Genomic DNA, 25,925 nt, shown 5'->3' on the forward strand with positions numbered 1-25,925 from the left:
AATCTCCCTTCAGGTTGCAAAACTCATACACTTGATTATATCTTAATTGATCTTGAATTTATAGGGGCTGAGCGAAATGACCGTAAAATCTCTGCCTAGTCCCACTCATTAAAGTAAGCCTTTCTGCTTCAAACTGATAAAACGCCGATCACCAATCACAATATGGTCCAAAACATCAACACCGAGCATCTTCCCGCATGAAGCAAGACGCTTGGTAACGTCGATATCTTCTCGGCTGGGCGTCGGATCACCGCTTGGGTGATTATGAAAACAAATAATGGACGCAGCAGATTGCCTGACCGCTTCCTTGAATACCTCACGCGGATGAACAATGGACGCATTCAAACTTCCGACAAAGATTGTTTTCTTGTGCAGCACTTGATTCTTTGTATTCAGGAACAACACGACAAAGTGTTCCTGCTTCAAGACACGCAGCTCTTCCATGACATAGTCTGCCCCGTCTTCAGGTGAGCGGATCGCGTAGCGGGAATCATGAACCATTCTCGCCATCCGCTGCCCAATTTCGAATCCCGCCAGAAGCTGAACTGCCTTTGCTGTGCCAATACCCTTGACCTGTTTCAATTCTTCGATACTCGCTTCCTTGAGGAGATCCAGTCCCTCAAAACGGCAGACAAGGCGTTCGGCAAGCTGCATAACAGATTCATTTCTGGTGCCCGAATGTAAAAGAATAGCCAGCAGCTCCTGACTGGAAAGAGCAGATGCACCTTCGCGAATCAAACGTTCTCTCGGGCGATCCTCCTGGGGTACATCCTTCATCATAATATTCTTGACCATTTTCAATTCCTCCATTCTGCATGGCAATACCTGTTAAAATACAGCATATCTTGTTTCAGAAAACTCTGCAGAATGGAAAACAGTGAAAACGTGAAGGTTTTGCAGGCTGTTGCTCATTATTTTCGACATAGATCTCATGTTTATGTCACAAAAATAGAAAATCCGGCTAAATTAAATTTTTCTAACATTATGGATGGACGAGATCATTATAATCAGCAAGTGTATTCAAAAGTTCCTGCTGCAGAGCAAGAAATTGAGCACTATAATTCTCATTCGACACTTTTCCGATCGCTTGGCGTGCCATCCTCGCATGATTTAGTAAAGATTTCGCTTTTGTATTTTCAGCACTTTTTGCCGCATTCTGATAAAGCTTGTCCACCGTTTTCAATGAATTGGCATTTGCCGCACGCGTGCCGTTCTTCGATTGTTCCATTAATGAAAGTAATTCCTGAATCAATTTTTTATTGTCCAGTGCTGCATCGGACTGTGCTTGTTTCTTTAAGATCGTCTGACTAGCCTTAATAGGTATTTTCTTTTTGAACACAGTCATTCCTAGGCCTTTAAAATGGGCGAGCAATTGAGTCGCTCCTGCATCCGTCTGGGCAACACCGACAAAAATTGCTGTTCCTCCTGTAACCGGCATCACTGCAGCCGGTCCATGGTTGCGAAGCTCACTTGCGATCTGATCCGCTTTGTCAGTTGAACCAAAAAGTCCTGCCTGAATGACATAAACGGACAAATTCAGATCGTTTTTCGACACCGCTTCTGAGCTTTCTTTACCCGATTCAGCTGACTCATTGTTACTCGTCCATGTATCATTAGATTTCGGATTCTGCTCATTGAAAATCATAAGCATCGTCAGACCAATCGCGAGGCCGACAACTAAAGCAGCAGCTGCCGGAAGCCAAATGAACCGAATTGTCGCTAACGGACCGAATGATTTGCTCGAAGACGAGGGCCATTTCTTTCTTCGATTTAAAATAAAATGCTTCGGTTTAACAAATGCATCCTCATCGACAATCGTTTGCGTTTGACGGTCCGTTGGTACATGCTCTTCGGAGAACGCGGCATTCCAGTCCAAAGACTTATCCTTATCTGCCGCTGTCTCACGCCTTGTCCATTCTTCCATCGTGTGCTTTTTCCCATTGAATGTAATCGTTACTTGAGGCATTTTTTTGTTTTTTTCGGGCATATCGACCATCGATCCCCCTTACACGAAACGAAACTCTGCTTCCGAATAGCTTAGCATAGCAGAAATAAAAAAGGACGAGACATTTGTCGTCTCGTCCACAATTTTTTTCGCTGTTTTTTTCACAAATTCATGTATTTAAGCGATCAGGCGGAATCAGTACAAGATCCTTTCAATTAAATATAACGAGCAACGCGGTTTTTCCCTTGCTGCTTGGCTCCTTTATACATAGCGTGATCCGCATTGTAAATCAGTTCAGAAGGATCTGTCGCATCAACCGGCGCAGTCGATGTACCCAAACTTATGGTGACAAGAATCTTGTCATAGCGGTTCTCCGATTCGTTGAAAATCATAAATGCTTCTGCAGCAACTGCCAGTCGAATCGTTTCTGCAATTGCAAAGCACATATTTCGATCCATTCCCGGTAAAAGTACTGTGAACTCTTCGCCTCCATACCGGGCAACCGTGCCCTTATGACCGACTGTTTTTCGCAGACGATTGGCGACACCGATCAAAATAGCATTGCCGTTCTGATGTCCGTACGTATCGTTAATCTGTTTAAAATTGTCAATGTCCATCATAATAATCGAAAAGACCTCTAATGATGGATTATTATACATTTTATTGATTGCTTTCATCATATATCGATAGTTAAACAAGTCGGTGAGCGGACAGCGCTCGCTTTCTTTCTTGCGAATTTCAAAATTCTTCGCGTTTTCAAGGCTGATTGCGAGGAAATCGCCGACAATCTCGATACCAATTCTGCTGGTGTTCGTATAAGATTTCGACATGTGGGATGCCAGTGTCATCACACCGATCACCTGCCCGCGATGCATCATGGGGACAGAAAGATATGATTTTGCTTGTCCATTCGAAAGCGCATCGAGAAAAGGGTACAGATCACCCGCATTCCCTGATCCGATAATCGCCTTTGCTTGCCTGAAAACACTCAGGCTGATATCTGCTTCTTGCTGAAAGGGTACAAAGAATTCACCTTGGTCCTTTCTGTACATCCGGACAAGCTTCGGCCGTTCAGGCTGAGTGTACAAAACCACATAGAGATAATCAACTGGAAGCATGGTCGGCATTTTTTCAAAAAGCAGATCGAAGACGTGACTGACAGACAGTTCTTCTGTTAGTTGCTGGCCAAAATGATTGACACTTTGCAAGAAACGAATTAATTCTTGGTTATTGTTGATTTGACGCATGATAATTGAAAGTGTAACCATTGGTATCGCAATCATCAGCATCCCCAGCCAGGCCCAGGACGCATACATCAGGTAAAAAGCAATACCCAGCGGCATCATCAATAAGGTAATTGTGATTTCCCACACAGAATCTCGGTCAAACATCTTAACCTTAATAGGCGTACTTAAAAGCCATTTGCGAATGAACATAAGTGCAACCGTATTTGCCAAATATGCTGAGAAATAAAAACCGAAAATCGGGAGCAAACTCAGTTCAAGCACATTAACTGTAACTTCCGTCGCTTTTCCACCCAGGGCAAAATAAGTTGAACCAGATGAAATGGAGACAAATAGAAACATAGTCAAATTAATTGGAATGCGGTAGGCATCCGTTTTTCCGATTTTCTGAGTGAGCAAATAAACAATAATACAAAATTGCGTCATTAACGTTTCAACAAAGAATCCGAAAATCAAGAATGTGGCGAGTCCAATACCTTGGAGAACAATAATATCCGTTCCTTTTACTTTAAAACTAAAGAACCCGGTAAGTACAAAAACAATCGTCACAGTTAATAAAGAAGCAGGCGTAATGTTCCGCGGCGGATCGATCGTATAAATGATCGGCAGAGAAAAAAAGAATGTCAGGATCCAAATAGCAGTAATTACCCGTTGTTTTATTATGGACAATCGCACTTCCTCCTTTATGCTAGCCTGTGCGATTTTGGAGATTGATCATCTATTATCCTAATACTATTTTACTACTAATAATAATGTTAATTGTAGCAAAACAAAAACAAGTTGAAAATGGTTTTTCAAAACCTTCTCAACTTTTTGTAATAATGTACTATTTAAGAACCGGTTTCGTAAAATTCAACTCCTTAGCGCAACCGTTCGCCTGTGAGTAATTCGTCGCGGACAACCGCAATAAAATAAAGTGAGCCGCAAATCAGTAAAAGTTCGTCTTCACCAGTCTCACCAATCATTCGATGAAGTGCCGCTTTCCAATTCGAATTCTGTCTTTTTTTCGCATGCAGTGAAGCGTTATACAGCAAATCACTGCTTGCAGCACGAGGAAAATCAAATGTAGTGAACGTAATGTCGTCAGCTGCTTTTTCAATCAACTGAACCATTTTCTTATATTCCTTATCCTGAAGTGCAGCATACAGAAGGTGAATGGTTTTACCTTCGTAATACCTTTTCACGGTTCGAACTAGTGCCTCTGTCCCTTGAACGTTATGAGCGCCGTCAATGACAATCTGCGGATGATTCATCATCCGTTCAAACCTCCCCGGCCATGCCGCCCTTTTCAACCCGATGCGGATCGCCTCCACACTCACAGCAATGCCGCAATACGTCGATAGATAGCAGACGGTCATTAAAGCCGCGGAAGCATTTTTCAGCTGATGCTCGCCTTTCATATGTATCGTCAGTTGGCAAAATTGCCTCAAACCTGCATCAAAATTGAAATGTTCCCCTTCGCTGTCATGACCAAGTGGACGAAAAGTAAATGCATCGTTCAAAATAAATAATTTTGATTCTTTTTCCAATGCTTTCTTACGAATTACTTCAATGGCATCAGGATGTTCCGCCGTTGTCACAATACCGGTATTCTGCTTGATGATGCCCGCTTTTTCGAAGGCAATCTGCTTAATTGTATTACCAAGAACCTTCATATGATCCATGGCGACATTCGTAATCACAGATACAAGCGGGTGAATGACATTTGTCGAATCCAAGCGTCCGCCTAGACCGACCTCATAAATGACGAGATCACATGGATTGAGCAAGCCGAAATAAACGAAACTAATCATTGTCACCGCTTCAAATTCAGTTGGGCTGCCAAAATCAGTCTCATGGTCTACGGCAATCGTCAAGGGGTACACCATGTTTGCCGCTTTAATTAGGTCTTCGTCGCTGATCGGCTGACCGTTCACCATCATCCGCTCATTAAAAGAAGTGATGTAAGGGGATGTGTAGGTCCCGACTTTCATACCGGCAGCCTCGTAAATGTGCCAAAGGAAACAAACAGTTGAGCCCTTTCCGTTCGTACCGCCTACGTGAACTGCTTGGATTCGGCGTTCCGGATTTCCCAGCTTGTCCAGCATCCATTCCATCCTCTCAATGCCCGGCTTGATTCCAAAAGGAATAAGACTTCGAATCCATTGCAAGGCTTCGTTACATGTTTCAAACATTTTCCAACCCTCCGAATAGCAATTCTGAACCTTAAAAATAATTAAGAAAACGGCGGCGGATCAGTCGAATCCCGCCACCGTCGCATCTCAGTGATAGTAATCTCTATTTTATCCTAATCAGGCGTTCAATTCAGCAATTCTTGCTTGTAATTTATCACGTTTCTGCATATAATCTGCTTGCTTTTCGCGTTCTTTGGCAACAACTTGTTCCGGTGCCTTGTCAACGAATCGTGAATTGCCCAATTTTTTCTCAACACGCTCAACTTCGGCGTTCATCTTGTCCAGTTCTTTATTCAAACGGCTAATCTCATCTTCAATATTAATCAGACCGGACAGCGGCAGATAAATATCAGCGCCGGAAATAACGGCGGAAACCGATTTATCCGGAGCTTGAACATCCGTTCCAATCTGCAGAGTCGCAGGGTTACAGAATCGTTCAATATAGTTCTTATTTACTTCATAAATTTTCGTTTCTCGCTCTGAAGCCGTTTTGATCAGCATATCGACTGGTTTCTTTGGTGCGACGTTCATTTCCGCACGAATGTTGCGAACAGAACGAATGACCGTTTGCAGAGCACTCATTTCTCTGTCAGCTTCAGCATCATTCCATTCCGATTTCACCGTCGGCCAGTCACTGTGCATAATCGTTTCGCCTTCATGGGGAATATGCTGCCAAATTTCTTCAGTAACAAATGGCATGATTGGGTGAAGCATTTTAAGAATCTTATCCAACACATAAGTCAAGATCGACTTTGTAGTTTGCTTTGCAGCTTCGTCCTCGCCATAGAGTGGCAGCTTCGCCATTTCAATGTACCAATCACAGAAATCATCCCAAATGAACTGGTAGAGGTAGTGTCCAGCTTCACCAAAATCGTAGCTTTCATAAAGCGCTGTGACTTTTTCAATGGTTTCATTCAAACGAGTCAAAATCCAGCGGTCGGCAACAGACTGTTCTCCGGACAAATCGATATCGTTTAGAGAGAATCCTTCAAGGTTCATAATGACGAACCGCGAAGCGTTCCAAATTTTATTTGCAAAGTTCCAATTCGCTTCGACCTTCGACCATTGGAAAGTCAGATCCTGGCCCGGGGTCGTGCCTGTCGCCAAAGTATAGCGAAGTGCATCAGCACCGTATTTTGCAATGACATCCATCGGATCGATGCCGTTGCCGAGCGATTTGCTCATCTTCCGTCCTTGTTCATCACGTACAAGGCCATGTATGAGAACATCTCTAAAAGGACTCTTACCGGTAAATTCTGTTGACTGGAACATCATACGTGCGACCCAGAAAAAGATTATATCATACCCGGTCACAAGTGCGTTTGTTGGAAAATAGCGTTTAAAATCCGCTGCCTTTTCATCCGGCCAGCCCATTGTTGAAAATGGCCAGAGTGCCGAGCTGAACCAAGTATCCAGCACATCTTCATCCTGTTTCCAGTTTTCAATATCCTTTGGCGCTTCCAAGCCGACATAAACTTCTCCCGTTTGTTTGTTATACCACGCCGGAATGCGGTGGCCCCACCACAGCTGTCTGGAGATACACCAGTCACGAATGTTTTCCATCCAGTGCCTATAGGTACCTTCGAAACGTTCAGGAACAAAATTCACTTGATCATCAGTCTCTTGCATCTTCAGCGACGCCTCAGCGAGCGGCTTCATTTTGACAAACCATTGTGTTGACAAAATCGGCTCGACAACAACACCGGTCCGCTCGGAATGTCCGACAGCATGTGTATGCTCTTCAACATAGGCAAGGTCACCGGATGCCTCAAGATCCTTCACAATCTGCTTACGGCATTCGTCACGATCGAGGCCCTGATATTTACCAGCAAATTCATTCATTTTTCCGGTTTCATCGATAACCAGAATTCGTGGCAGATCATGTCTTTTGCCGACTTCGAAGTCATTCGGGTCATGTGCCGGTGTAATTTTTACAGCACCGGTTCCAAATGATTGATCCACATAGCTGTCGGCAACAATCGGAATTTCGCGTCCCACAAGCGGCAGAATCGCCTTTTTGCCGACGATGTCTTTATAGCGTTCATCGTCAGGGTGTACGGCAATGGCCGTATCGCCCAGCATCGTTTCCGGACGAGTCGTCGCAATTTGGATTGACCCTGAACCATCGGCAAGCGGGTAATTTACGTGCCACAGGAAGCCCGGTACTTCTTTATAAATTACCTCAATATCAGACAATGCGGTGCGCGCAGCCGGATCCCAGTTGATAATATACGCGCCGCGGTAAATCAGTCCTTTTTCATAAAGCTGAACAAAGACTTTGCGTACCGCTTTGGACAATCCCTCATCAAGGGTAAAGCGTTCTCTTGAATAATCGAGGGACAAACCAAGCTTTGCCCACTGCTTCCTGATAAACGTCGAATACTCTTTTTTCCATTCCCAAGCGACTTCAAGAAACTTCTCACGTCCTAAATCATAACGCGATTTTCCTTCCTCGCGCAGCTTTGCATCGACCTTAGCCTGAGTTGCAATACCGGCATGATCCATACCCGGTAGATAAAGTGCGTCATAACCCTGCATTCTTTTAAAACGGATCAGCAAATCCTGCATCGTCGTATCCCAAGCGTGGCCAAGGTGCAGCTTGCCCGTTACATTCGGAGGCGGAATAACAATCGAATACGGCTTCTTTTCCGGATCTCCTTCCGCTTTAAAATAATCTTTTTCCAGCCAAGTCTTATACCACTTTTCCTCAGTCAGGCTCGGATCATATTTCGTTGCCAATTCTTTATCCATCATTTACCGCTCCCTTGAATCTCTATTTTCATGCTCACTTCAATGAGCCGGATGAACGCAAAAAAGAGTTTTCTTCGTCACAAGGACGAAGAAAACTCCGTGGTACCACCTATATTCACGCGTACATGTCGCGTCTCATTCATTCGATAACGGATTCCCGGAATTTCCTAATTGACCCATTAGAGTCGTTCAGAAAGACTGCTCAAGGGCTACTTCCACATCTTTGGCTAAAGAAGCTTTTCAGCGCAACAGCTTCTCTCTCTTATAGAGGAAGTTCAAAAACTCTGCATTCCTCTTCTAGCTTAACAATGTGTACTACTCCCTGTCCCAGCATTTTCACTCTGACACAGAACTTGATGTGTTTTGTATTTATTATATATAGTTACTGTTCTGCTCGTCAATGCTCATTGGAAAAAAATTCGATCACATAGGCAAAACAGTTTTCATAAACTATAGCATAGCCAGTCTGGATTCTTTATAAACGAAAGGAGCTATGCATATGTTCAAAAATAATCGATTTCAACCCTTTTTAAAAAAATGTCGTGAAGGACTCAGTGTTGTTGTGCTTCCACTTGCCCTTTTCCAACTCATTCGTACCATTTTTCTGCCGACATCCATGGATGTGATGCTTACCGCTCTTCTTTTTTTTCTTTACGTCGGTTATTTAAAAAAGTGGCTTTGACACATCATTGATGTTCTTTTTCATCCTTTTCATTCGCAGCCTTTTCTTTCGCTTTTCGCTCTTCTTCTCTTTTTTGTTCCTCATCCATTCTCTCTTTTATCGATGTGAACATGTTCATGTGCGTTCGGCAAAGATCGATCCAGCGCTTAACAAACCATTGCTCATCGATTTGTCCTGAATAGAGATATCTGCTGAGTAATTCAGCATGCGCGCTCGGAAATAAAAGAAAATGAGTAAGAAAATTTTTCTCTTCATCGTTCAACGGACAAGCAGCACGATACGATTCATAAAATCCTTGCCAATCCGTTTGTTCCGATCCAAGCATGGCATTTGCCTGTTCAAAAAGCATGGCGGTTTCCACAACAAAAAAGCCGTCTTCGCTATTTTCGAAATTCGTCAGACAGCTTCTTTCATTTTCAATCAGCAAATGAAGCGGACTCAGGCGCCCATGGCAGAGTGCACGCCGCATCGTCTTGTTTTTGCCTTCCTCATCTTTCTCATGCGAAAAGAAATCGCGCGCACGCTGCATATTCTCGAGATAAATAAACGCAGACTTGAGCACAGCTTGCTCAAACGGGGACGGATAGACATGATGCTCCGCTTTGTAAAGAAATTGCTCCCAGATCATTTGCCGCTGGTTCAGCACACGCACCATACCCTGATAGAGACTGGTACTGTCCGCTTTTTTTTCAAGTGTTTTTCGATGTAGCTGACCCGCCTTGATAAAAAGGTGGCGGTATCGTTCCTGAAGATTCGAAGGATCAACGGTTTCAGTGAACCAGGGCAGCAAATAATAACTCGTTTCCGTTCCGCGAATCACCAAGTCGCCATATTTAGACGGAAGCGGACAAACCGCATCGATAACCATGCGGCGTGTCAACGTATAAACAGTTTGAAGACTGCGGATTTGCTGATCGTTCAATACTTTCTGCTTTAACGCAAATGAACCGACCGGAGTGTCGACACGGATCAAACTGCCTCGAACGGCAAGATTGTAAGGCACGAGATCATAATGAAAAAGTATTCGATTAATCCGATTGTTGTCCGTCTGCTCCACGTGCCGCACCCCCACCCGCATCTCCGGATTGCGCAAAAACGGATTTGAATAAATGGATCAGCTTAATTTTCTGATCCCATATTTGCTTAAACTCCTCGATTGAAAATGGATCGCTTTGCATTTGTTCCCTATTGATTCCAGATTCAAGCAGTCGCATCCATTCACCGGGTTCAAGCCACTCTGCCTGCAACAAATCGGCGGTTTCACGATCAAAAAGCTTTTGATCCTTCAATGCCTGAAAGAGGTTGTTCATGGATTGCTTCCTATGATCCATGCTCTCTGCCAAAAAGAAGCGTGCTAATAATCTGCACCCGTCAACGGGCCGTGACTGACCGAGTTCAAGGAATAAGGTATCAAAAATGGCTGTACATGACTGAAGGGAAAAGTCCTCCGGCAGAATGAATGCCGAACGTCGATTTTGATATGGCTCTCTCAATCGATCTGCTTCCTCAGCACGTGCACAGGCCGATGAAAAGCAGGAAGATACCATTTTCCAAGTATCGTGATCTTGAAATCCGATCTGTTTCGCCTGCTCATACAAGCTGCGCACACGGACTGAAGCAGAGTTCGGCACTTCTTCAGCTGGAACATCACGACTATATTGGACAAGTCGAGTCAATGCAGTTGCCAAGAGTGCTTCATTTCCATCCAATTGGACTGGTTCTAAAGGTGCGTCATGACATGTTACTGAAAGGCTGCCCATGCGGACCGATGGCAGTCCTGAACGAGTCACATACATACGGTCAATGAAAAAGTCGTCATTGATCAAGCGCTCACGCCACTTCAGATGCAGCTTCAACAAGGCTTCATTCTGCCAAATTCTTATCTTCTTTCTGCCTCTTTCTGTTTCTACAAGAAGCGGCCGCTCTTGCACGACTCTTAATTGTCCAAAATAATAATTAGCTTGTAAGGCAGACAAAAGGACACCTTGCTCATTTGTCATCCTGTGCCGCCTTAGCAGTCTTTGGAATATAAAGAAGTTCGCCCGCTTCAATGTCTCCTGAAGTCAAATCATTTTTCCGCAGCAGACTAGTCACCGGAACATGGTACCGTTCCGAAATTTTTTCTAACGAATCACCGGACTGGACAATACAGATTTTCACCCGAGTCTTTTGCTCTGCTTCATCACCAGCCAGCATTTTGGTCAAAAAGAGACTGGTCGCGTCAGCCTTCTTCTCTTTACCTGTGCTCTCATCCTGCGCACTTTCTGTCTCAGAAATCTTTTCTTCATTTTGAGCTGCAGGAGTCGGGGCTGGTGAAGCTGGTTGCGCACTTGGAGCGGCTGCTTCTGACCGGCCTGAGGACTGTCCTTTAAAAGCAACAAGCGGTGCACCGCTTTCTTGAGGTTCGTCTTCCGGTTTTCTAAAGGCCTCATATTGAAAATCCGCATCTGCTTCATCATTCAATTGATCTGTCGGCATTTCCTCAAATTCACCGGTCAGATCATCACCCAGTGTTCTTTTACTCTTAGTTGCCGGATTCAAAGGTTTTTTCGCAGCATCTTTCTGAGCAGGCTTTTCCTCGGCTTTAGATGATGGTGTTTTGTCAGCTGCAGATTTTTTCGTCTCAGGCTTTGTTTCTGCTGCTTTCTTTTCTGCTTTAGCAGGTTTTTCTTCTTTTTTTGCAGGAGCCTTTGCTTCGGGCTTTTTCGTCGGTGCTTTCGCTTCAGGCTTTTTCGTTGGCACCGTTTCCTTCGGCGCTTCAGGCTGAGGGGCAACAGGCTGCTCGATCGGTGCTTGTGCCTTTGGTTTCTCAGTACGATCGCCCGGGTTCGTGTTCGTTAAACCGGTGATTGCGATATCCGCTTGGAGCTGAATATGCCGATGCTCGGACAGTTCGTAATCAAACGAATCAATGACGACAAACAAATCCTCCAGGTTCGGCACGCGATCTGCCGGGATGGTAATGTCTATTGGAAAATGGTGTTCCAGCGTATCGGTGCCATTACCCGTATCCATAATTTCGTCAATGGTTCGAAAAGGTGCTGAATTATGATCTGCATCACCGGTCGTATTCGAGACCTCAGCCGGTTTGTATTCCCCCGTAAGACGGAGAAAACCTTTAATGGTAACATCATTCCAATTTTCTTCCACTGTGATGTCCGGCTCTAGAGCCATGGATAATATTTCTTCAGCAGGTGCGTCATTTCTTAGCCACACCGATTCATTTATTGAAAATTGCAAGCGATCATTCGAAGATTGAGACATCCCTTCCACCCTCTCATCCGTTCTTAATACTGTTCTATGCGTGAAGTATGGAAATATGCCCAATCATTTCTGATCATATATAGGACCGATGGGGTTTGTTCAAACAAATGACGGCAGTCGCCTATCGTCTTAAGACATACAAAACCATGAATTTAAAAAAAGAAAGCCGGGCAAAAGTGCCTAAGCTTCCTTGAGGACCATTTTTCGCTTTTATTGTGCTCGTTGAAATGTAACAGGCAAGATTGCATAAAGTAAAGCCAATTCTCATCAACTCAGTAATTTACGGAATAAAAATCATGATCCCCTTTTCAAGCCACAAAAAAAGGCTTCTCACATTTTTTCAATGTATACCCCTTCATCCTTTTTCCATTCACAATAAAAGATTTCTTTGTAGCTGTGAATGTGGTGTGATCGAAGGTTCTTCAATAACCAATCCTCATTAAGGCCCGCTGCCTTCAAATTACCCCAGTCTACTTCGCCGTCATCAATAATGGTCACAGGCAAATAAACCGGTTTTCTCGGCTTTTGCAAATCCTCCATTGTCGGCGTGGCATATTGCGACTTTTTCAATACACTCACCGTTCCGTCGGTCTCCAGAACCGCATATTCCACTTCACGAATGGAGAAGACATCTTTCCTTCTTAAAAGATTCTGAAGCATGTCAATATCCAGTTTTTCTTTCTTCATCATCTCTCGATCCAAATGGCCATTTCGAATGATTATCGATGGCTGTCCTTCAAGAAATCCGCGTGAGCCGCGAAACTTTTGCGTGCACCATTCAACGACATAGATCAGCAGCCCCCACAAAGCAACCGCAAATAAAATGGAGCCTATTCCGATCTGCTTGTCATACAGAGCATTTCCGACTAATTCGCCAAGAACGATTGCGGAAATAAAATCAAAAGCTGTGATCTGGGCAAGCGTTGCCTTCCCCAATATTTTGGTCATGAAAAAAAGAGCTGTGAACCCAACGACCAACTCAATCGCAATACGAACAAAATGCATGACTCGACCACCCTCAAATCGTACGATCTCAAACTCATGCATAGTGTTTCTCAGGTTTTTACTTTTTATTAGCTCTAAATAAGAAAAAAGCCGGAATACATGCATTCCGGCCACTCATCTGTTTAGTTTAATTCTGCAATCTTCTTGAATGCATACTCTGCGGCACGAACCGTTTTATCAATGTCTTCCATGGAATGTTTTGTTGACAAGAAAATGCCTTCGAACTGAGACGGAGGCAGTGAAATTCCCTGTTCGATCATTTCCGCAAAATACGTTTTAAAATGTTCAAGATTCGACGATTTCGAACGTTGATAATTAATGACCTTTTGATCTGTAAAGAAAATCCCCATCATTGCGCCTGCCTGATTAACAGTAAGAGGAATGCCGTATTTTGCGGCAGCAGCTTTATAGCCCTCCGCCAGTCGGTCCGCTTTCTTGCGGAATTCCGGATAGTCTTCCGGTGTCAGCTGACTGAGTGTCATATATCCGGCCGCAATCGCAATCGGATTGCCCGACAGAGTCCCCGCCTGATATACCGGTCCTTCCGGAGCAATCTGGCTCATAATATCCATACGGCCGCCATAAGCACCCACAGGCATTCCGCCTCCGATTACTTTCCCAAGCGTCGTCAAATCTGGTGTAATTCCAAAATAGCCTTGTGCGCAGTCATAAGCAACTCGAAAACCGGTCATCACCTCATCAAAAATCAGTAAAGATCCGTATTCCTGTGTTATTTCTCTAAGTGCCTGCAAAAATCCCTCGACCGGCGGAACAACACCCATATTTCCTGCGACCGGTTCGACAATCACACAAGCAATCTCATGGCCATATTGTTTAAAGACCTCAGTGACCCGTTCAGCATCGTTATAAGGAACGGTTAAGGTGTCTTTGGCTAGCTGTGCCGGAACACCGGGACTGTCGGGAAGTCCAAGTGTTGCAACCCCAGAGCCTGCCTTTATAAGCAGCGAGTCGGCACTGCCGTGATAGCTGCCTTCAAATTTTAAGATCTTATCACGGCCCGTGTACCCGCGTGCAAGCCGAATTGCGCTCATCGTCGCCTCTGTTCCTGAGTTGACAAAACGCACTTTTTCTACTGATGGAACGCGATCAACGACAAGCTCGGCAAGTTTGGTTTCGAGCAGTGTTGGTGAACCGAAACTCGTCCCTTTTTCAACAGTTTCTTTGATATAATCAATCACTTTCTCATCAGCATGGCCGAGAATGAGCGGTCCCCAGCTTAATACATAGTCAATGTATTCATTCCCATCTATATCATAAATTTTCGATCCTTTCCCGTGGTCCATGAAAATCGGACTCAAATCAACAGACGGAAAGGAACGCACCGGACTGTTGACTCCGCCGGGCATAAGCGGTTTCGCCTTTTCATAAGCGGCAATCGATTTACTAAAGTTCATGTTCTTTTCTCCTCCCAATCATTTCACACTTCCGTATCTTCTGATCACATTCCCCTAACAGACAAAAAGCGCTGAATGATGAACTGTTTATTCGAAAAAACGCCTGTATTGATCAACAACTGCTCTTTCAAACTTAATCTGATTAAAAAAGCGTGCATCAAAACCTGGATGCACGCTCGATGTCATTCATATTGACTACAAAAATTCCGATTCATTCATCAAAATGCGCCGCATACAACTTTACCACGTTTATTTTAATTCAAAAAAGGATCAAGTGCACGCCAAGCCTCTTCTTTTCCGGTTCCATTAAATGAAGAGAACAGGATGAGCGGATCATCTGCTTTCAGTCCCAGATCACGCACAATGATTTGTTTATGCTTTTGAAATTTGCTTTTGGGAATCTTGTCCGCCTTTGTTGCAACGGTGATCACCGGATGTCCATAATAAGAGAGAAATTCATGCATTTGAATATCTTCTTTGGATGGCGGATGGCGCAAATCCACCAGGTGGACGACAGCACTCAATGCCTCGCGTTCTGCAAAGTAAGCCTCAAGCATCCGGCCCCATGCCTCTTTGTCCTTTTTCGATACCTTCGCGTATCCATAACCGGGCACGTCGACAAAATAAAATTCATTGTTGATAATAAAATAGTTCAGCTTCTGAGTTTTGCCGGGCTTCTCAGAGGTTCGGACAAGATTCCTTCTGTTCAACATTTTATTAATAAACGATGATTTGCCGACATTCGAACGCCCGGCAAGTGCTATTTCAGGCAAGCCGTTCGTCGGATACTGTGCCGGTCCTACGGCACTAATCAAGTAATCTGCTTGTATAATTTTCAACGTCATCTCTCCTCAGGTCACCATTCAGGTGATCTGCTCATGTATACACATTCTATCTTAATTTTATTGGTGCTGTCCAATATGAGACGATTCAAGTTCGCAAATCAATCATGGATATCATCCATTTTTGAAAACGTTTGGGTCCTGCGTGAAATTCCTGATCTACGCATAGATCCTAGTAATCATGCATGAAAAATTAATTTAATGCATGAGTAAAATTCAACGTGCCATTAGCAAATTGCTTCAGAAAAAAACTGCCGGCTTTTAAAGTCGGCAGTTTTTATAATGCGTTTAGTTACCCTTGCTTCTCCACTCCCGCGTCGATTGGTCGCGCAGAGAGTGGATGATTTCCCAGCATGTCAGTAAGCGTGGTGTGCACATCTTTTTTGATTGGCACTTCTTCAGGGTGCAGACAAAGTTCGAGTACTTGGTGCAGCGAATTAACCGGAATGATTTCCGCCTTGTCGTATTGCTTTAAGGTCTCCTGCATATTCTCGACCGGTATGATCACACGCTTTGCCCCTGCCTCTACTGCCGCATCAATCTTGGCCATCACACCGCCAATCGGCTTAACTTGTCCATGAAGACCGAGCTCGCCCGTCATTGCGATGTCCGGGTAGACTTTTCGACGCAGAATTGCTGAACTGATGGCTACCGCCATAGAGATTCCTGCAGACGGTCCATCAACAAGTGCACCTCCGGGGAAGTTCACATGAATATGATAGCGGTACGCCGCCAAACCCATTCGGTTGAGCACCGTAAGCACATTCTCCACTGATGCCCGTGCCATGCTTTTTCTCGTAATTGTTCGTGATGAAGAGCCGAGTGACTCCTCTTCTGCAATTCCGGTAATTGTCAGACTGCCTTCATGCCGGCTTTTCACCGCAGACGCTTCAACCTCAAGCAGGACGCCTAATCCCGGCCCGTAAACAGCCAGTCCATTAACGAGACCGATTTCAGGTGCAGAAGGGACCTTGCGATTTGGCTTCGGCGTGAGCCTGCTGGAACGCACGACCCATTCGATTTGTTCCAGACCAATAGTGCCCGGCTTGGAATTTTTCGATGCGGCTACACCTGCAGCAATCTGAATCATGTTCACGGCCTCTCTCCCGCTCTTCGCGTAATCAGCAATTTTCTCTAAGCATCCATCTGCCACATCAAGATTTAATTTCGTTGCAGCTCGCTTAGCAATCATACGAATATCCGAGCGGCTCAAATCAGAGAAGAAAATTTCAAGACAGCGTGAGCGGATAGCCGGAGGAATTTCTTCGGGGCGACGCGTTGTCGCGCCAATTAAGCGAAAATCCGCAGGTAATCCATTCTTAAAAATATCATGGATGTAGGCCGGAATTTGACGATTTTCTTCATTGTAATAAGCACTCTCCAGGAATACTTTGCGATCCTCCAATACTTTCAAAAGCTTGTTTAATTGAATCGGATGTAATTCACCAATTTCGTCAATAAAAAGAACACCGCCATGCGCATGTGTCACAGCGCCTTCTTTCGGCTGCGGAATACCTGCCTGGCCCATTGCTCCTGCCCCTTGGTAGATTGGATCATGAACGGAGCCAATCAATGGATCAGCAATTCCGCGTTCGTCAAAACGCGCAGTTGCTCCATCCAATTCCACAAATGGTGCCGACGGCTTAAACGGCGATTCCGTATTCTTTTTCGCCTCTTCAAGAACAAGTCGTGCTGCCGCTGTCTTGCCGATACCTGGCGGCCCGTAAATAATCACATGCTGCGGGTTTTTGCCGCATAAAGCAGCTCGTAAAGCGATAATTCCGTCGTGCTGTCCGATCACATCTTCAAGCTTTTTTGGGCGAATACGCTCAGAGAGCGGTTCAGACAGTGATTGACGACGCATCCTATTCAATTCATCCATTTCCTTTTTTGATTCCTTATCAATTGAAATTTTTTGCACATGCTGATTGCGCAGTAAACTCCAAAAATACAGACCAATAATCGCGCCAAAAAATATTTGTGTGAAAATCAGCAATACCATCCAATTCATAAACTTCTGCCTCCCATTTCAGCTGCGCTTTAACGCCTGCTTGCCGTATCATCATTCTTATAAGGCATTATTTCCAAGGCTGAAGCGAGTTAAACAGAAGGCAATAAGAAAAAAATCCAACTGCTCTCTTCAATTATGTGTTTATAAATCGTTTACCATTTCCGAGTAATACGTTTCCGCTAACCATGTTTTTGTACCTTTTCTTCATGTTTCGTAACAGATCCGAGCTCCAATTAGGTAAGGACTGTCACTTCTTTTCATTTACACATTAGAAAACTTGGCTTAGCCAAGCCTCTGACGAAGGCGAAGACTTAGTTGCACTTACACTAAATTCCTCTAAATCTTGTCGAGTAGGGCAGTGATTCACATCCTCTGTCCCCCTCACAGAACCGTGCGTGCGCTATTTACGCACACGGCTCTTCTTGTTCATGGTTCACAGAATATAGCTAAGTTCTGGGCGAAGTTGATAGATATTGACCTTGATTCGTGGTTGAGGCAATGGGCATCGTTTTAGAAATTGATTGAACTTTTCCCATGTATAAGATCGTTTCTGGCTCCTTCTGTTTAACCATTTATACAACAACCGAATCACCTGCAATCGAAAAGCGCTCACGCTTAGACTGTTATCGGTGATACAATAGTAGTTGTAATAGCCGGTCAATGACCTCTTGAGCCGATCCATGATGAAGTCAATCTCTTGGGTCCGATGGCCTTTCAGCCACTGCGAATAGGCTTTGAGTTTGGCACCCACTTTCTTTCGGCTGCTTTTCCTCTTGACTCGAAAATGTCCGCTTTTACTTTGCCCACAATAATGGGTGAATCCCAGGAAGTCAAAAGTCTTTGGCTTCCTGTTTCCATTTCTCTTGGCATTTTCCTGAGCGAATCGTCCGAAAGGGATGATCCTCGCTTTCTCCTCCGCAAGCGCCAAGTTAAATTTACCGATTCGCTGCTTGAGTTCACTATAGAATTGCTCCGCTTCCTGTTTGTACTGAAAGCAACAGACAAAGTCATCAGCGTAGCGCACCAAGTAGGCCTGTCCCTGACACTGCTTCTTCACCACTTTCATAAACCATAGATCAATCACATAGTGAAGATAGATGTTGGCTAGAATCGGCGAGATCAGTCCACCTTGCGGCGTCCCTTGTTCGCTTGCGTACCACGTCCCCTTCTCCATGTATCCAGCCTTCAGAAAACGCGCAATGAGTCTGAGTAGACTTGGATCATTAATGCGATGATTTAAGAAACGCATCATCCATTGGTGATCAACATGATCAAAGAAACCTTTGATGTCTACATCAACGATGTAGTTTGTATACCGTTTTTCGATGGAGACATTGAGCACTTTGAGCGCATCATGACAACTTCTATTTGGACGAAAGCCAAAGGAACAGTCAAGAAAATCCTGTTCATAGATGGCATTAAGGATTTTCGCAAGTCCTCGCTGTACAATTTTATCTTCATAAGCCGGAATGCCCAACGGTCTTTTCTTCGTTGAACCCGGCTTATCAATGTACACGCGACGCACCGGAAGCGGCCGATAGCTTTTCTGCTTCAGTCGCATGACTAGGTGGGAGAGGTTATCCGCCACGTTTTCTTGATAGGCAACTTTTGTTACTTGGTCAATGCCTGTTGCTTTGTTGCCTTGTAACTCCCGATGACACTGTCTCAATTCCTCTTCATCCATTAAGTGCGCCAGTGACGTGAACGCCATCCCCGGATTCGCCTTCGCTAATTCTGCTATTCTTACCTGTTTTGTGTTCATCTTTACTGCACCTCCGTGTGTGCCGATGTGTCCCCGATAAGATTCATGAACAAGAGAAACACCTTTCCTCGACTGGCATTACCCAGCGTCATTAGTACTATGTGTTTCCTCCGACTTCCCAGTAGACATTTAGCGTCCTCACATTTGATTGCTTGGTTCACTATACTTTCATTCGAAAGATCCGCTGGGATCTCCCGAGTTGCCGTCCCTTATCAATGCTCAGCGTGCCATGGTCTCAGACCCCGGGGAACCCCCAATCCTCTTACCCTATCGATGATTGGAGTGTTGCCTTCTGGAAGTATAACGCCATCGGCGTTCCCGTTTTCATAAGTTTTCGAGGCTCATTCCCTTCAACCACATGGCTTACGGCCCACTGACTCGCTGTCTACGCTTAAAAACTAACGTTGCCCTTAGTTCTCCAAGACTCGCTACGGATGAGTGGCTAACTCTTTTCCGACGGGATTCTCACCCGCTATAAGGCACGACCTTGCTCGGTCGCTCTATACTTTCTTATTTGTGTAAGAAAAACCGAGCAAAAAGCGCCCGGTCTTTAATCTCCAGCCATGTGTGATTGGTTTGTGTCTTTACAGTGTTGAATCATCGCTTCGGTTGCTCGCATCAACTGAGCGCGACTGCGGGCGCACCGCGAGCCTCCTCAGACAAGCAGAAATCTGCGGGGTCTCGCTGGCACCTGATCCCGCAGGCGTCTCGCACCTCTGCTTTGATTCTCGGCCAAGACACTGGTTTATTTGTATAATTATGGGGCAATATCTTATACTTCTGTACGTAAATACATCACACTTTCTAACAATGGTATTTTCATTCAAGTGGGTCATGAATGTTTCTTTTCTTGCAAAAAAGCGCCCCTAATTTAGGGACGCTTGTGTTTTCAATGATTCAATTGGCTTAAGCACTTTCCTTCGGCGTTTCAACGTTGACCTCAGTTCCATCCGTCAAAATCAAGGTCGGTCGCGCTTTGCCTTCAACAGTCTCTTTTGTAATGACACACTTTTCAATATCATCACGTGAAGGGAGTTCATACATCACGTCGAGCATCATACCTTCAATGATCGAACGCAAACCACGAGCACCGGTCTTGCGCTCAATGGCCAGTTTAGCAATGGATTCAAGCGCATCGTCTGTAAATTCCAGATCGACATCGTCAAGTTCAAGCAATTTCTTATACTGCTTTACCAATGCGTTCTTCGGCTTGGTTAAAATATCAACAAGCGCCTTTTCATCGAGCTGTTTCAATGTGCTGATTACCGGAAGACGCCCAATGAATTCAGGAATCAAGCCGAATTTCAACAAGTCTTCAGGAAGCACATTTTTCAGTGCATCATCGCGATGCATTTCTTGACTCTTGCTGCCCGCTCCAAATCCGATGACCTTCTTGCCGAGACGGCGTTTGATGATCTGTTCTACACCGTCAAACGCGCCGCCGCAGATGAACAGGATATTCGTTGTATCGATTTGAATAAATTCCTGATGCGGATGCTTGCGGCCACCTTGAGGCGGAACACTCGCCACTGTTCCTTCAAGAATCTTAAGCAGAGCCTGCTGCACGCCTTCGCCGGAAACATCACGCGTAATTGAAGGGTTTTCCGACTTACGCGCAATTTTATCAATTTCATCAATGTAGATAATACCTTTTTCTGCCTTCTCGACATCATAATCAGCCGCTTGAATTAATTTCAGCAGGATATTTTCCACATCTTCACCGACATAGCCGGCTTCAGTGAGTGAAGTCGCGTCCGCAATTGCGAACGGTACGTTCAAAATGCGTGCCAAGGTTTGCGCGAGCAACGTTTTCCCGCTGCCGGTCGGTCCGATCATCATAATGTTACTTTTTGACAGTTCGACATCATCCGGCTTCTGTTTGCTGTTGATACGTTTGTAATGATTATATACGGCTACAGACAAACTCTTCTTCGCGTCATTTTGGCCGATCACATAATCTTCCAAGATGGAGCAAATTTCCTGCGGCTTCGGAATATCTTTAAATTCAACTTCTTCGTCCGTGCCTAATTCTTCTTCCACGATTTCCGTGCACAGTTCAATACATTCATCACAAATATAGACGCCCGGTCCGGCTACAAGCTTGCGTACCTGATCCTGGGTTTTTCCACAAAATGAGCACTTTAATTGCCCTTTTTCTTCATTAAATTTAAACATTCTTTCACCCCTATTCATGCTTTCATTACCGAAGTTTCAGACAAGAGCGAAACCTTGACCAATTGAACCAATCAGCCATCGAAAGCCGTATTCTATAGCTTTCCCTCTTTCTCACAAATCGTATTACCGATGGAAAAGCATTTCATGCCGAAGCAAATGTCGTCTCAGCCGCCTTCAACATTAGTTTAAGGCTAACCAGCCGACCAAAAAAACGAGCAATCAGACCATGGTAAGTTTTCACAACCCTGTCAAAATGCCGATCGTTCATGCACCTGACTTCTCGCCAATCAGCAAGTTTTCTATGTAGGCATTGTAACATAAAAAAATGCTTCCGATAAGCCATATGCCTTATCCTGTAAATTATGTATGATAAAGAAAAACTTAGCGAGGCCAAGTCTTCGACGCCGGCCAAGCTTTAGTTTTTCTTATACTAATACCGCTAATCCCTTATCTTATATATGTTCTTTTTGTGCAAAGAAAAAAGCATTGGTTTCTTTGTCTGTAAAAAAATAATCATTGGGGACGAGACCGGTCGCCCGCCAACGATTTATTATGTCTTGCCTTATTTTTCTTCAGCTGCTGCTTTCGGCTTGCTGTTTTCAACAAGGAAATCAACTGCTTTACGTAGTTGAAGATCACCCTTAATGAAATCGGTGCCGCCCATTGCTGCTTTAATCTGATCAGCACTGATCTTGTATTGTTCAGCCATCTTCTTCAGTTCTTCTTCAACTTCTTCGTCCGTTGCTTCGATTGATTCCGCTTTGGCAATGGCTTCAAGTGTCAGATTGGCACGTACACGTTTTTCTGCATCGTCCTTCATCTGATCGCGAAGTGCGTCTTTGTCATTACCGGAAAACGAAGTATACATATCGAGCGTCATGCCTTGACCCTTCAGACGCTGTTCGAATTCCTTAAGGATATTGTCCTGTTCATTGGAAATCATAATTTCAGGAATATCAATTTCAGCATTTTCGGCAGCTTGTTGAACAACGCTGTCACGTTTGCTGTTCACTGCATCTGCTTCTTTATGCTCTTTTTCATGATTCTTGATTTTTTCCTTCAGTGCGGCAAGCGTTTCAACTTCTTCATCGACATCTTTGGCGAATTCATCGTCAAGTTCAGGCAATTGTTTCTGCTTGATTTCATGAACGGTCACTTTGAAGGTCGCTTCTTTGCCTTTCAATTCTTCAGCGTGATAATCTTCCGGGAAGGTTACAACAACATCTTTTTCCGCGCCGGCTTTAACACCGATCAGTTGGTCTTCAAAACCTGGGATAAAAGATCCGGAGCCGATTTCGAGCGAATAGTTTTCTGCTTTTCCGCCTTCAAATTGCTTTCCGTCGACATAGCCGTCAAAATCAATAACAACTGTATCGCCTTTTTCTACTTCACCGTCTTCTTTAACAACGAGTTCTGCATAGCGTTCTTGAAGATGCTTGATTTCGTGGTCAACGTCTTCGTCGGTCACTTCTGCGCTTTTTTCCTCAACTTCAAGCCCTTTGTAGTCGCCGAGCTTTACTTCAGGCTTAACCGTTACGTCTGCCTTAAGCACTAATTTCTTGCCTTTGCCGATTTCTTCGACATCAACTTGCGGCTTGTCTACAGGTTCGATACCCGTTTTGTCAATCGCTTCAGAATATGCGTCTGGAAGGACAAAATCAATGGCGTCCTCATAAAGAGCTTCTACACCGAACCGTTGTTCAAAGAGCACACGCGGTACTCTGCCCTTACGGAACCCGGGTACATTAACTTTCTTAACTACCTTTTTGAAGGCTTTATCCAATGCTTGGTTAAAACTTTCGGCATCCACTTCAAAAGTCAGAGTGCCGACATTGCCTTCTTTTTTTTCCCATTTTGCTTCTACAGTCATTTATTTTTTACCTCCAACATCTATCTTCATGCTTTTTCAGCATATTGGCTTTCTGCCTGAATTGCGCGCAAACATCCGCCATTTGTTATGCCGACTCGAGAGCGCCGCAAGCAGTGCTCTTCAGCAAAGCAATGACAACCCTGTTATTATAACATAAGAGTTTCCTATGAAAAACTTATTTGTAACAAATTATCGACATAAGTGCCCGTTTCAATACCTTAGGACCAAATGCCATGCGCCTCCGCCTCGCGCAGTAATTGCTCAGCCAGCTGATAGTCATCATCATTCACTTGAAAACGTTCAAGCACCCTGCTTATCTCACGTTTTGATTCTGCAGCCATTGCACGTATGCAGAACAACGCTGCCCAAACCTTTGACGAATCCGGTCTGAGCGGCTTCGGATAGAGATTCATAGTAAACGTCCGTTCCATTTCAACCGCCAGATCCGCAAGTGTTGGATTATCCGAATCCATTTCCATCCTGATTTCTTTTTCGATTTGATCGGCAAACTTCTTATGAAGAAATTCTTCGCTCTCCAATTTAGCTTTATAAATGTGTCCAAACTTTCGAACCGAAATCTCCTTTGCAAGATCGCCTTCTTTAATCGCGCAGAGAAGCATTGTCTTTATTTCAGAGTGCTGCTTCTCATCAAGAAGAAATCGTTTGATTTCCGGAAGGTGAGATGCTCTTAATTGGTTTGCCAAATTATGAAGCAGCAGCATCTGATTTTTTGAATCTGCTTTTTCAAGTGCTGGCCAATCCACCGATTGTACTTCATCATGTTCCGAGTACTCCCGATTTGGCTCATCTTCCACCTGATCGCCCAAATCATCATTGCTCCATTCAGGTTCATGAAGACGAATTTGACAGAATTTCTTCATGTGACGAAGAAATTCCTTAAGTTCCGGAGGAATCGGTCTCTTTTTGCTCACGGCCATAATTTTATGGAGTGCAGTTGTATAATCTTTACGTTCAATAAGAATCGTCAAGTAGAGACGAAACACGTCATAATAGTAAGGTGTATTCTCTTCCAGCAGCATAATGACCGCTTCTTCTGCTTCACGGTAATCGCCAAGTTCAACGGAGCACACAGCCCATCCGTACAGTGCACGAATGTCATGGATGTCTTGATCAAGCAATTCCCCAAACAGCTCGCGCGCATTGCCGTATTTTTTCTCTTCAACCAGTGACATCGCCTTACTGAGCAAATGATCCTCCAAATTAGGAAACATGATCAGCTTATTATTGTCGCCGTTTCGCTTACCTTTATTTTTCATCTTGCCCGTCCCGCTTCCATTACCTTTTTTTTAGAATATCAGTTTCCTTTCAGCTTAGCAATGAGTAACTTGGAAGCGATCCGTCTCTTTTCATTCAAATGAAAATGCCCATGCACCTTTTCGGAATACCGGCACTCGGGAACCATCTTCCATTATTCCATCAATATCGAGTTCACCTGACCCAACCATGAAGTCTTCATGGATCAAACTGTCATTGACGCCTGCCTTATCCAAGCCTTCTTCGTCTAAGTCATTTCCGCCTTCGATACAGGTTGGATATGCCTTCCCAAGAGCTAAATGACAGGATGCATTTTCATCAAATAGTGTATTGTAAAACACGAGCCCCGACTCAGATACCGGGGAGTGATGCGGTACAAGTGCAACCTCGCCGAGACGCCGCGCATTCGGATCTGAATCCAGCAAATGCTTCAGTGCTTCTTCACCTTTTTCTGCCTTGAAATCAACAACTTCGCCATCTTTAAAAGTCAATGAAAAATGATCAATGACACGTCCATCAGCATTCAGCGGCATTGTGCTGGAAACCGTGCCGTTTACGCCTCGCTTATCAGGCAGGGTAAAAACCTCTTCAGTTGGAATATTAGCATTAAAAGGAATTCCTGATGTTGAAGGACCTGAACCGCCGCTCCAAATATGTCCGACCGGCAAGTTGATGGTCAGGTCAGTACCCGGTGCATGATAGATCAATTGTTTGAACCTTTTGCTGTTCATAAAATCGCTCGCCTTATGTATGGTTTCATTATGAGTATCCCATGCAGCAATAGGATCGTCATTTCCGCTCACTCTGCTGATGCGAAGAATTTCTTCCATTAGAAGTGTCTGTGCTTCCGCCAGCGCTTTATCAGGGAAAACCTTTTTTGCCCATGCCTTTGTCGGATAAGCGATGATTGACCACTGTGTCTCATCCTTCATAATGCATGCCATATATGATTTGAGTCCGTTGCTGGTCGCTTTCATAAATGCGCCGACACGCGCTCCGTCCATTTGATCCAGCAAATCGGGATTTGGTCCGTAAATATGCAATACCGCATAGTTATCCTTAACCGCTGAATTCTGCGCAACGAATTTCCATTCAGGAATTTGTTTCAGGGCCTCTTCCGGTGCATATTCCAAACGAAGACGTTCGATTTCGTCATCACCCCACCGCAATGTCACGTCTTTTGCGCCCGCTTTATATGCTTCTTCAGCCACAAGATGTGCAAATGGAGCTGCTTCAATCGGACAAGTAAGATAAAGTCCTTGCCCCGGTTGCAGATTAACACCTGTTTTAATTGCCAATTTCGCAAATTTTTCTAATGCTTCCTTGAATTGATCCATGTCATTACCTCCGCTTCTATTGTTTTATTATAGCGAACTTGCCGCGTATGGAAAACATTGGACACTAAAGGTGGCCAGTACAGCATGACAAGAACGTATATTCGTGTATAATAATCGTAAGGAATCTTGCTGTACCGCAATAGAAAACAAATGATTACGGAAAGGGAAGGCAA

The 25,925-nt window shown here is 44.4% G+C and carries 18 protein-coding genes; 1 reads left to right on the plus strand and 17 read right to left on the minus strand.

From position 1 onward, the window contains the following. Positions 1 to 108 precede the first annotated feature (108 nt). The 5 genes from radC to AC6F33_RS11225 all read right to left on the minus strand — a co-directional run bounded on the left by radC (position 109) and on the right by AC6F33_RS11225 (position 8,114). The gene (gene radC, locus AC6F33_RS11205; protein ID WP_304654712.1) at positions 109 to 795 is read right to left on the minus strand and encodes a RadC family protein; all 687 of its coding nucleotides are present in this window, start codon (positions 793 to 795) and stop codon (positions 109 to 111) included. A 187-nt stretch (positions 796 to 982) separates the two neighbouring features. Continuing rightward, a complete protein-coding gene (locus AC6F33_RS11210; protein WP_500777119.1) occupies positions 983 to 1,996 on the minus strand; it encodes an SPOR domain-containing protein in 1,014 nt (337 codons plus the stop codon). Positions 1,997 to 2,160: 164 nt separating this feature from the next. Continuing rightward, positions 2,161 to 3,858, minus strand: a complete 1,698-nt coding sequence (locus tag AC6F33_RS11215; RefSeq protein WP_500777120.1) for a sensor domain-containing diguanylate cyclase — start codon at positions 3,856 to 3,858, stop codon at positions 2,161 to 2,163. A 191-nt stretch (positions 3,859 to 4,049) separates the two neighbouring features. Continuing rightward, the gene (locus tag AC6F33_RS11220) at positions 4,050 to 5,363 is read right to left on the minus strand and encodes a bifunctional folylpolyglutamate synthase/dihydrofolate synthase (protein WP_500777121.1); all 1,314 of its coding nucleotides are present in this window, start codon (positions 5,361 to 5,363) and stop codon (positions 4,050 to 4,052) included. A 117-nt stretch (positions 5,364 to 5,480) separates the two neighbouring features. Next, a complete protein-coding gene (locus tag AC6F33_RS11225) occupies positions 5,481 to 8,114 on the minus strand; it encodes a valine--tRNA ligase (RefSeq protein WP_500778158.1) in 2,634 nt (877 codons plus the stop codon). Between the two features lie 499 nt (positions 8,115 to 8,613). On the opposite strand from AC6F33_RS11225, the gene AC6F33_RS11230 reads away from it, so the two are divergent. After that, the gene (locus AC6F33_RS11230) at positions 8,614 to 8,796 is read left to right on the plus strand and encodes a YszA family small membrane protein (protein WP_255745592.1); all 183 of its coding nucleotides are present in this window, start codon (positions 8,614 to 8,616) and stop codon (positions 8,794 to 8,796) included. A gap of 4 nt (positions 8,797 to 8,800) precedes the next feature. Here AC6F33_RS11230 and AC6F33_RS11235 read toward each other — a convergent pair whose 3' ends face one another. The 12 genes from AC6F33_RS11235 to AC6F33_RS11290 all read right to left on the minus strand — a co-directional run bounded on the left by AC6F33_RS11235 (position 8,801) and on the right by AC6F33_RS11290 (position 25,752). Continuing rightward, positions 8,801 to 9,853 carry a protein kinase family protein gene (locus AC6F33_RS11235; protein WP_255745594.1) on the minus strand — a complete coding sequence of 351 codons (1,053 nt, stop codon included), beginning with the start codon at positions 9,851 to 9,853 and terminating at the stop codon, positions 8,801 to 8,803. Next, positions 9,825 to 10,796 carry a hypothetical protein gene (locus AC6F33_RS11240; RefSeq protein WP_255745596.1) on the minus strand — a complete coding sequence of 324 codons (972 nt, stop codon included), beginning with the start codon at positions 10,794 to 10,796 and terminating at the stop codon, positions 9,825 to 9,827. Before AC6F33_RS11240 ends, AC6F33_RS11235 begins: the two co-directional genes overlap by 29 nt. After that, positions 10,786 to 12,060: a LysM peptidoglycan-binding domain-containing protein gene (locus tag AC6F33_RS11245; protein WP_255745598.1), complete on the minus strand. Its 1,275-nt coding sequence runs from the start codon at positions 12,058 to 12,060 to the stop codon at positions 10,786 to 10,788. The genes AC6F33_RS11240 and AC6F33_RS11245 overlap by 11 nt, the downstream gene beginning before the upstream one ends. 330 nt (positions 12,061 to 12,390) lie before the next feature. Further along, positions 12,391 to 13,065 (minus strand): DUF421 domain-containing protein, encoded by a 675-nt coding sequence (locus AC6F33_RS11250; RefSeq protein ID WP_255745599.1) that lies wholly within the window; start codon positions 13,063 to 13,065, stop codon positions 12,391 to 12,393. Between the two features lie 122 nt (positions 13,066 to 13,187). Continuing rightward, complete coding sequence (hemL, locus tag AC6F33_RS11255; protein WP_500777122.1) at positions 13,188 to 14,480, minus strand: glutamate-1-semialdehyde 2,1-aminomutase; 1,293 nt, start codon at positions 14,478 to 14,480, stop codon at positions 13,188 to 13,190. A gap of 254 nt (positions 14,481 to 14,734) precedes the next feature. Further along, the gene (gene yihA / locus AC6F33_RS11260) at positions 14,735 to 15,325 is read right to left on the minus strand and encodes a ribosome biogenesis GTP-binding protein YihA/YsxC (RefSeq protein ID WP_370645888.1); all 591 of its coding nucleotides are present in this window, start codon (positions 15,323 to 15,325) and stop codon (positions 14,735 to 14,737) included. A 289-nt stretch (positions 15,326 to 15,614) separates the two neighbouring features. Beyond that, positions 15,615 to 17,333: an ATP-dependent protease LonB gene (lonB, locus tag AC6F33_RS11265; RefSeq protein ID WP_255745603.1), complete on the minus strand. Its 1,719-nt coding sequence runs from the start codon at positions 17,331 to 17,333 to the stop codon at positions 15,615 to 15,617. 433 nt (positions 17,334 to 17,766) lie between these two features. Further along, positions 17,767 to 19,095, minus strand: a complete 1,329-nt coding sequence (gene ltrA, locus AC6F33_RS11270; RefSeq protein WP_500777123.1) for a group II intron reverse transcriptase/maturase — start codon at positions 19,093 to 19,095, stop codon at positions 17,767 to 17,769. Positions 19,096 to 20,001: 906 nt separating this feature from the next. Continuing rightward, on the minus strand, positions 20,002 to 21,270 hold the full coding sequence (gene clpX, locus AC6F33_RS11275) for an ATP-dependent protease ATP-binding subunit ClpX (RefSeq protein ID WP_255745604.1): 1,269 nt from the start codon (positions 21,268 to 21,270) through the stop codon (positions 20,002 to 20,004). Between the two features lie 562 nt (positions 21,271 to 21,832). Next, on the minus strand, positions 21,833 to 23,140 hold the full coding sequence (gene tig, locus AC6F33_RS11280; RefSeq protein WP_255745606.1) for a trigger factor: 1,308 nt from the start codon (positions 23,138 to 23,140) through the stop codon (positions 21,833 to 21,835). 218 nt (positions 23,141 to 23,358) lie between these two features. After that, entirely contained in the window at positions 23,359 to 24,417 is a 1,059-nt protein-coding gene (locus tag AC6F33_RS11285) for a tetratricopeptide repeat protein (RefSeq protein WP_500777124.1), read from the minus strand. A 90-nt stretch (positions 24,418 to 24,507) separates the two neighbouring features. Further along, positions 24,508 to 25,752 (minus strand): aminopeptidase, encoded by a 1,245-nt coding sequence (locus AC6F33_RS11290; RefSeq protein WP_255745608.1) that lies wholly within the window; start codon positions 25,750 to 25,752, stop codon positions 24,508 to 24,510. Positions 25,753 to 25,925 lie beyond the last annotated feature (173 nt).

Source organism: Sporolactobacillus sp. BBK16-2 (genome assembly GCF_059878335.1).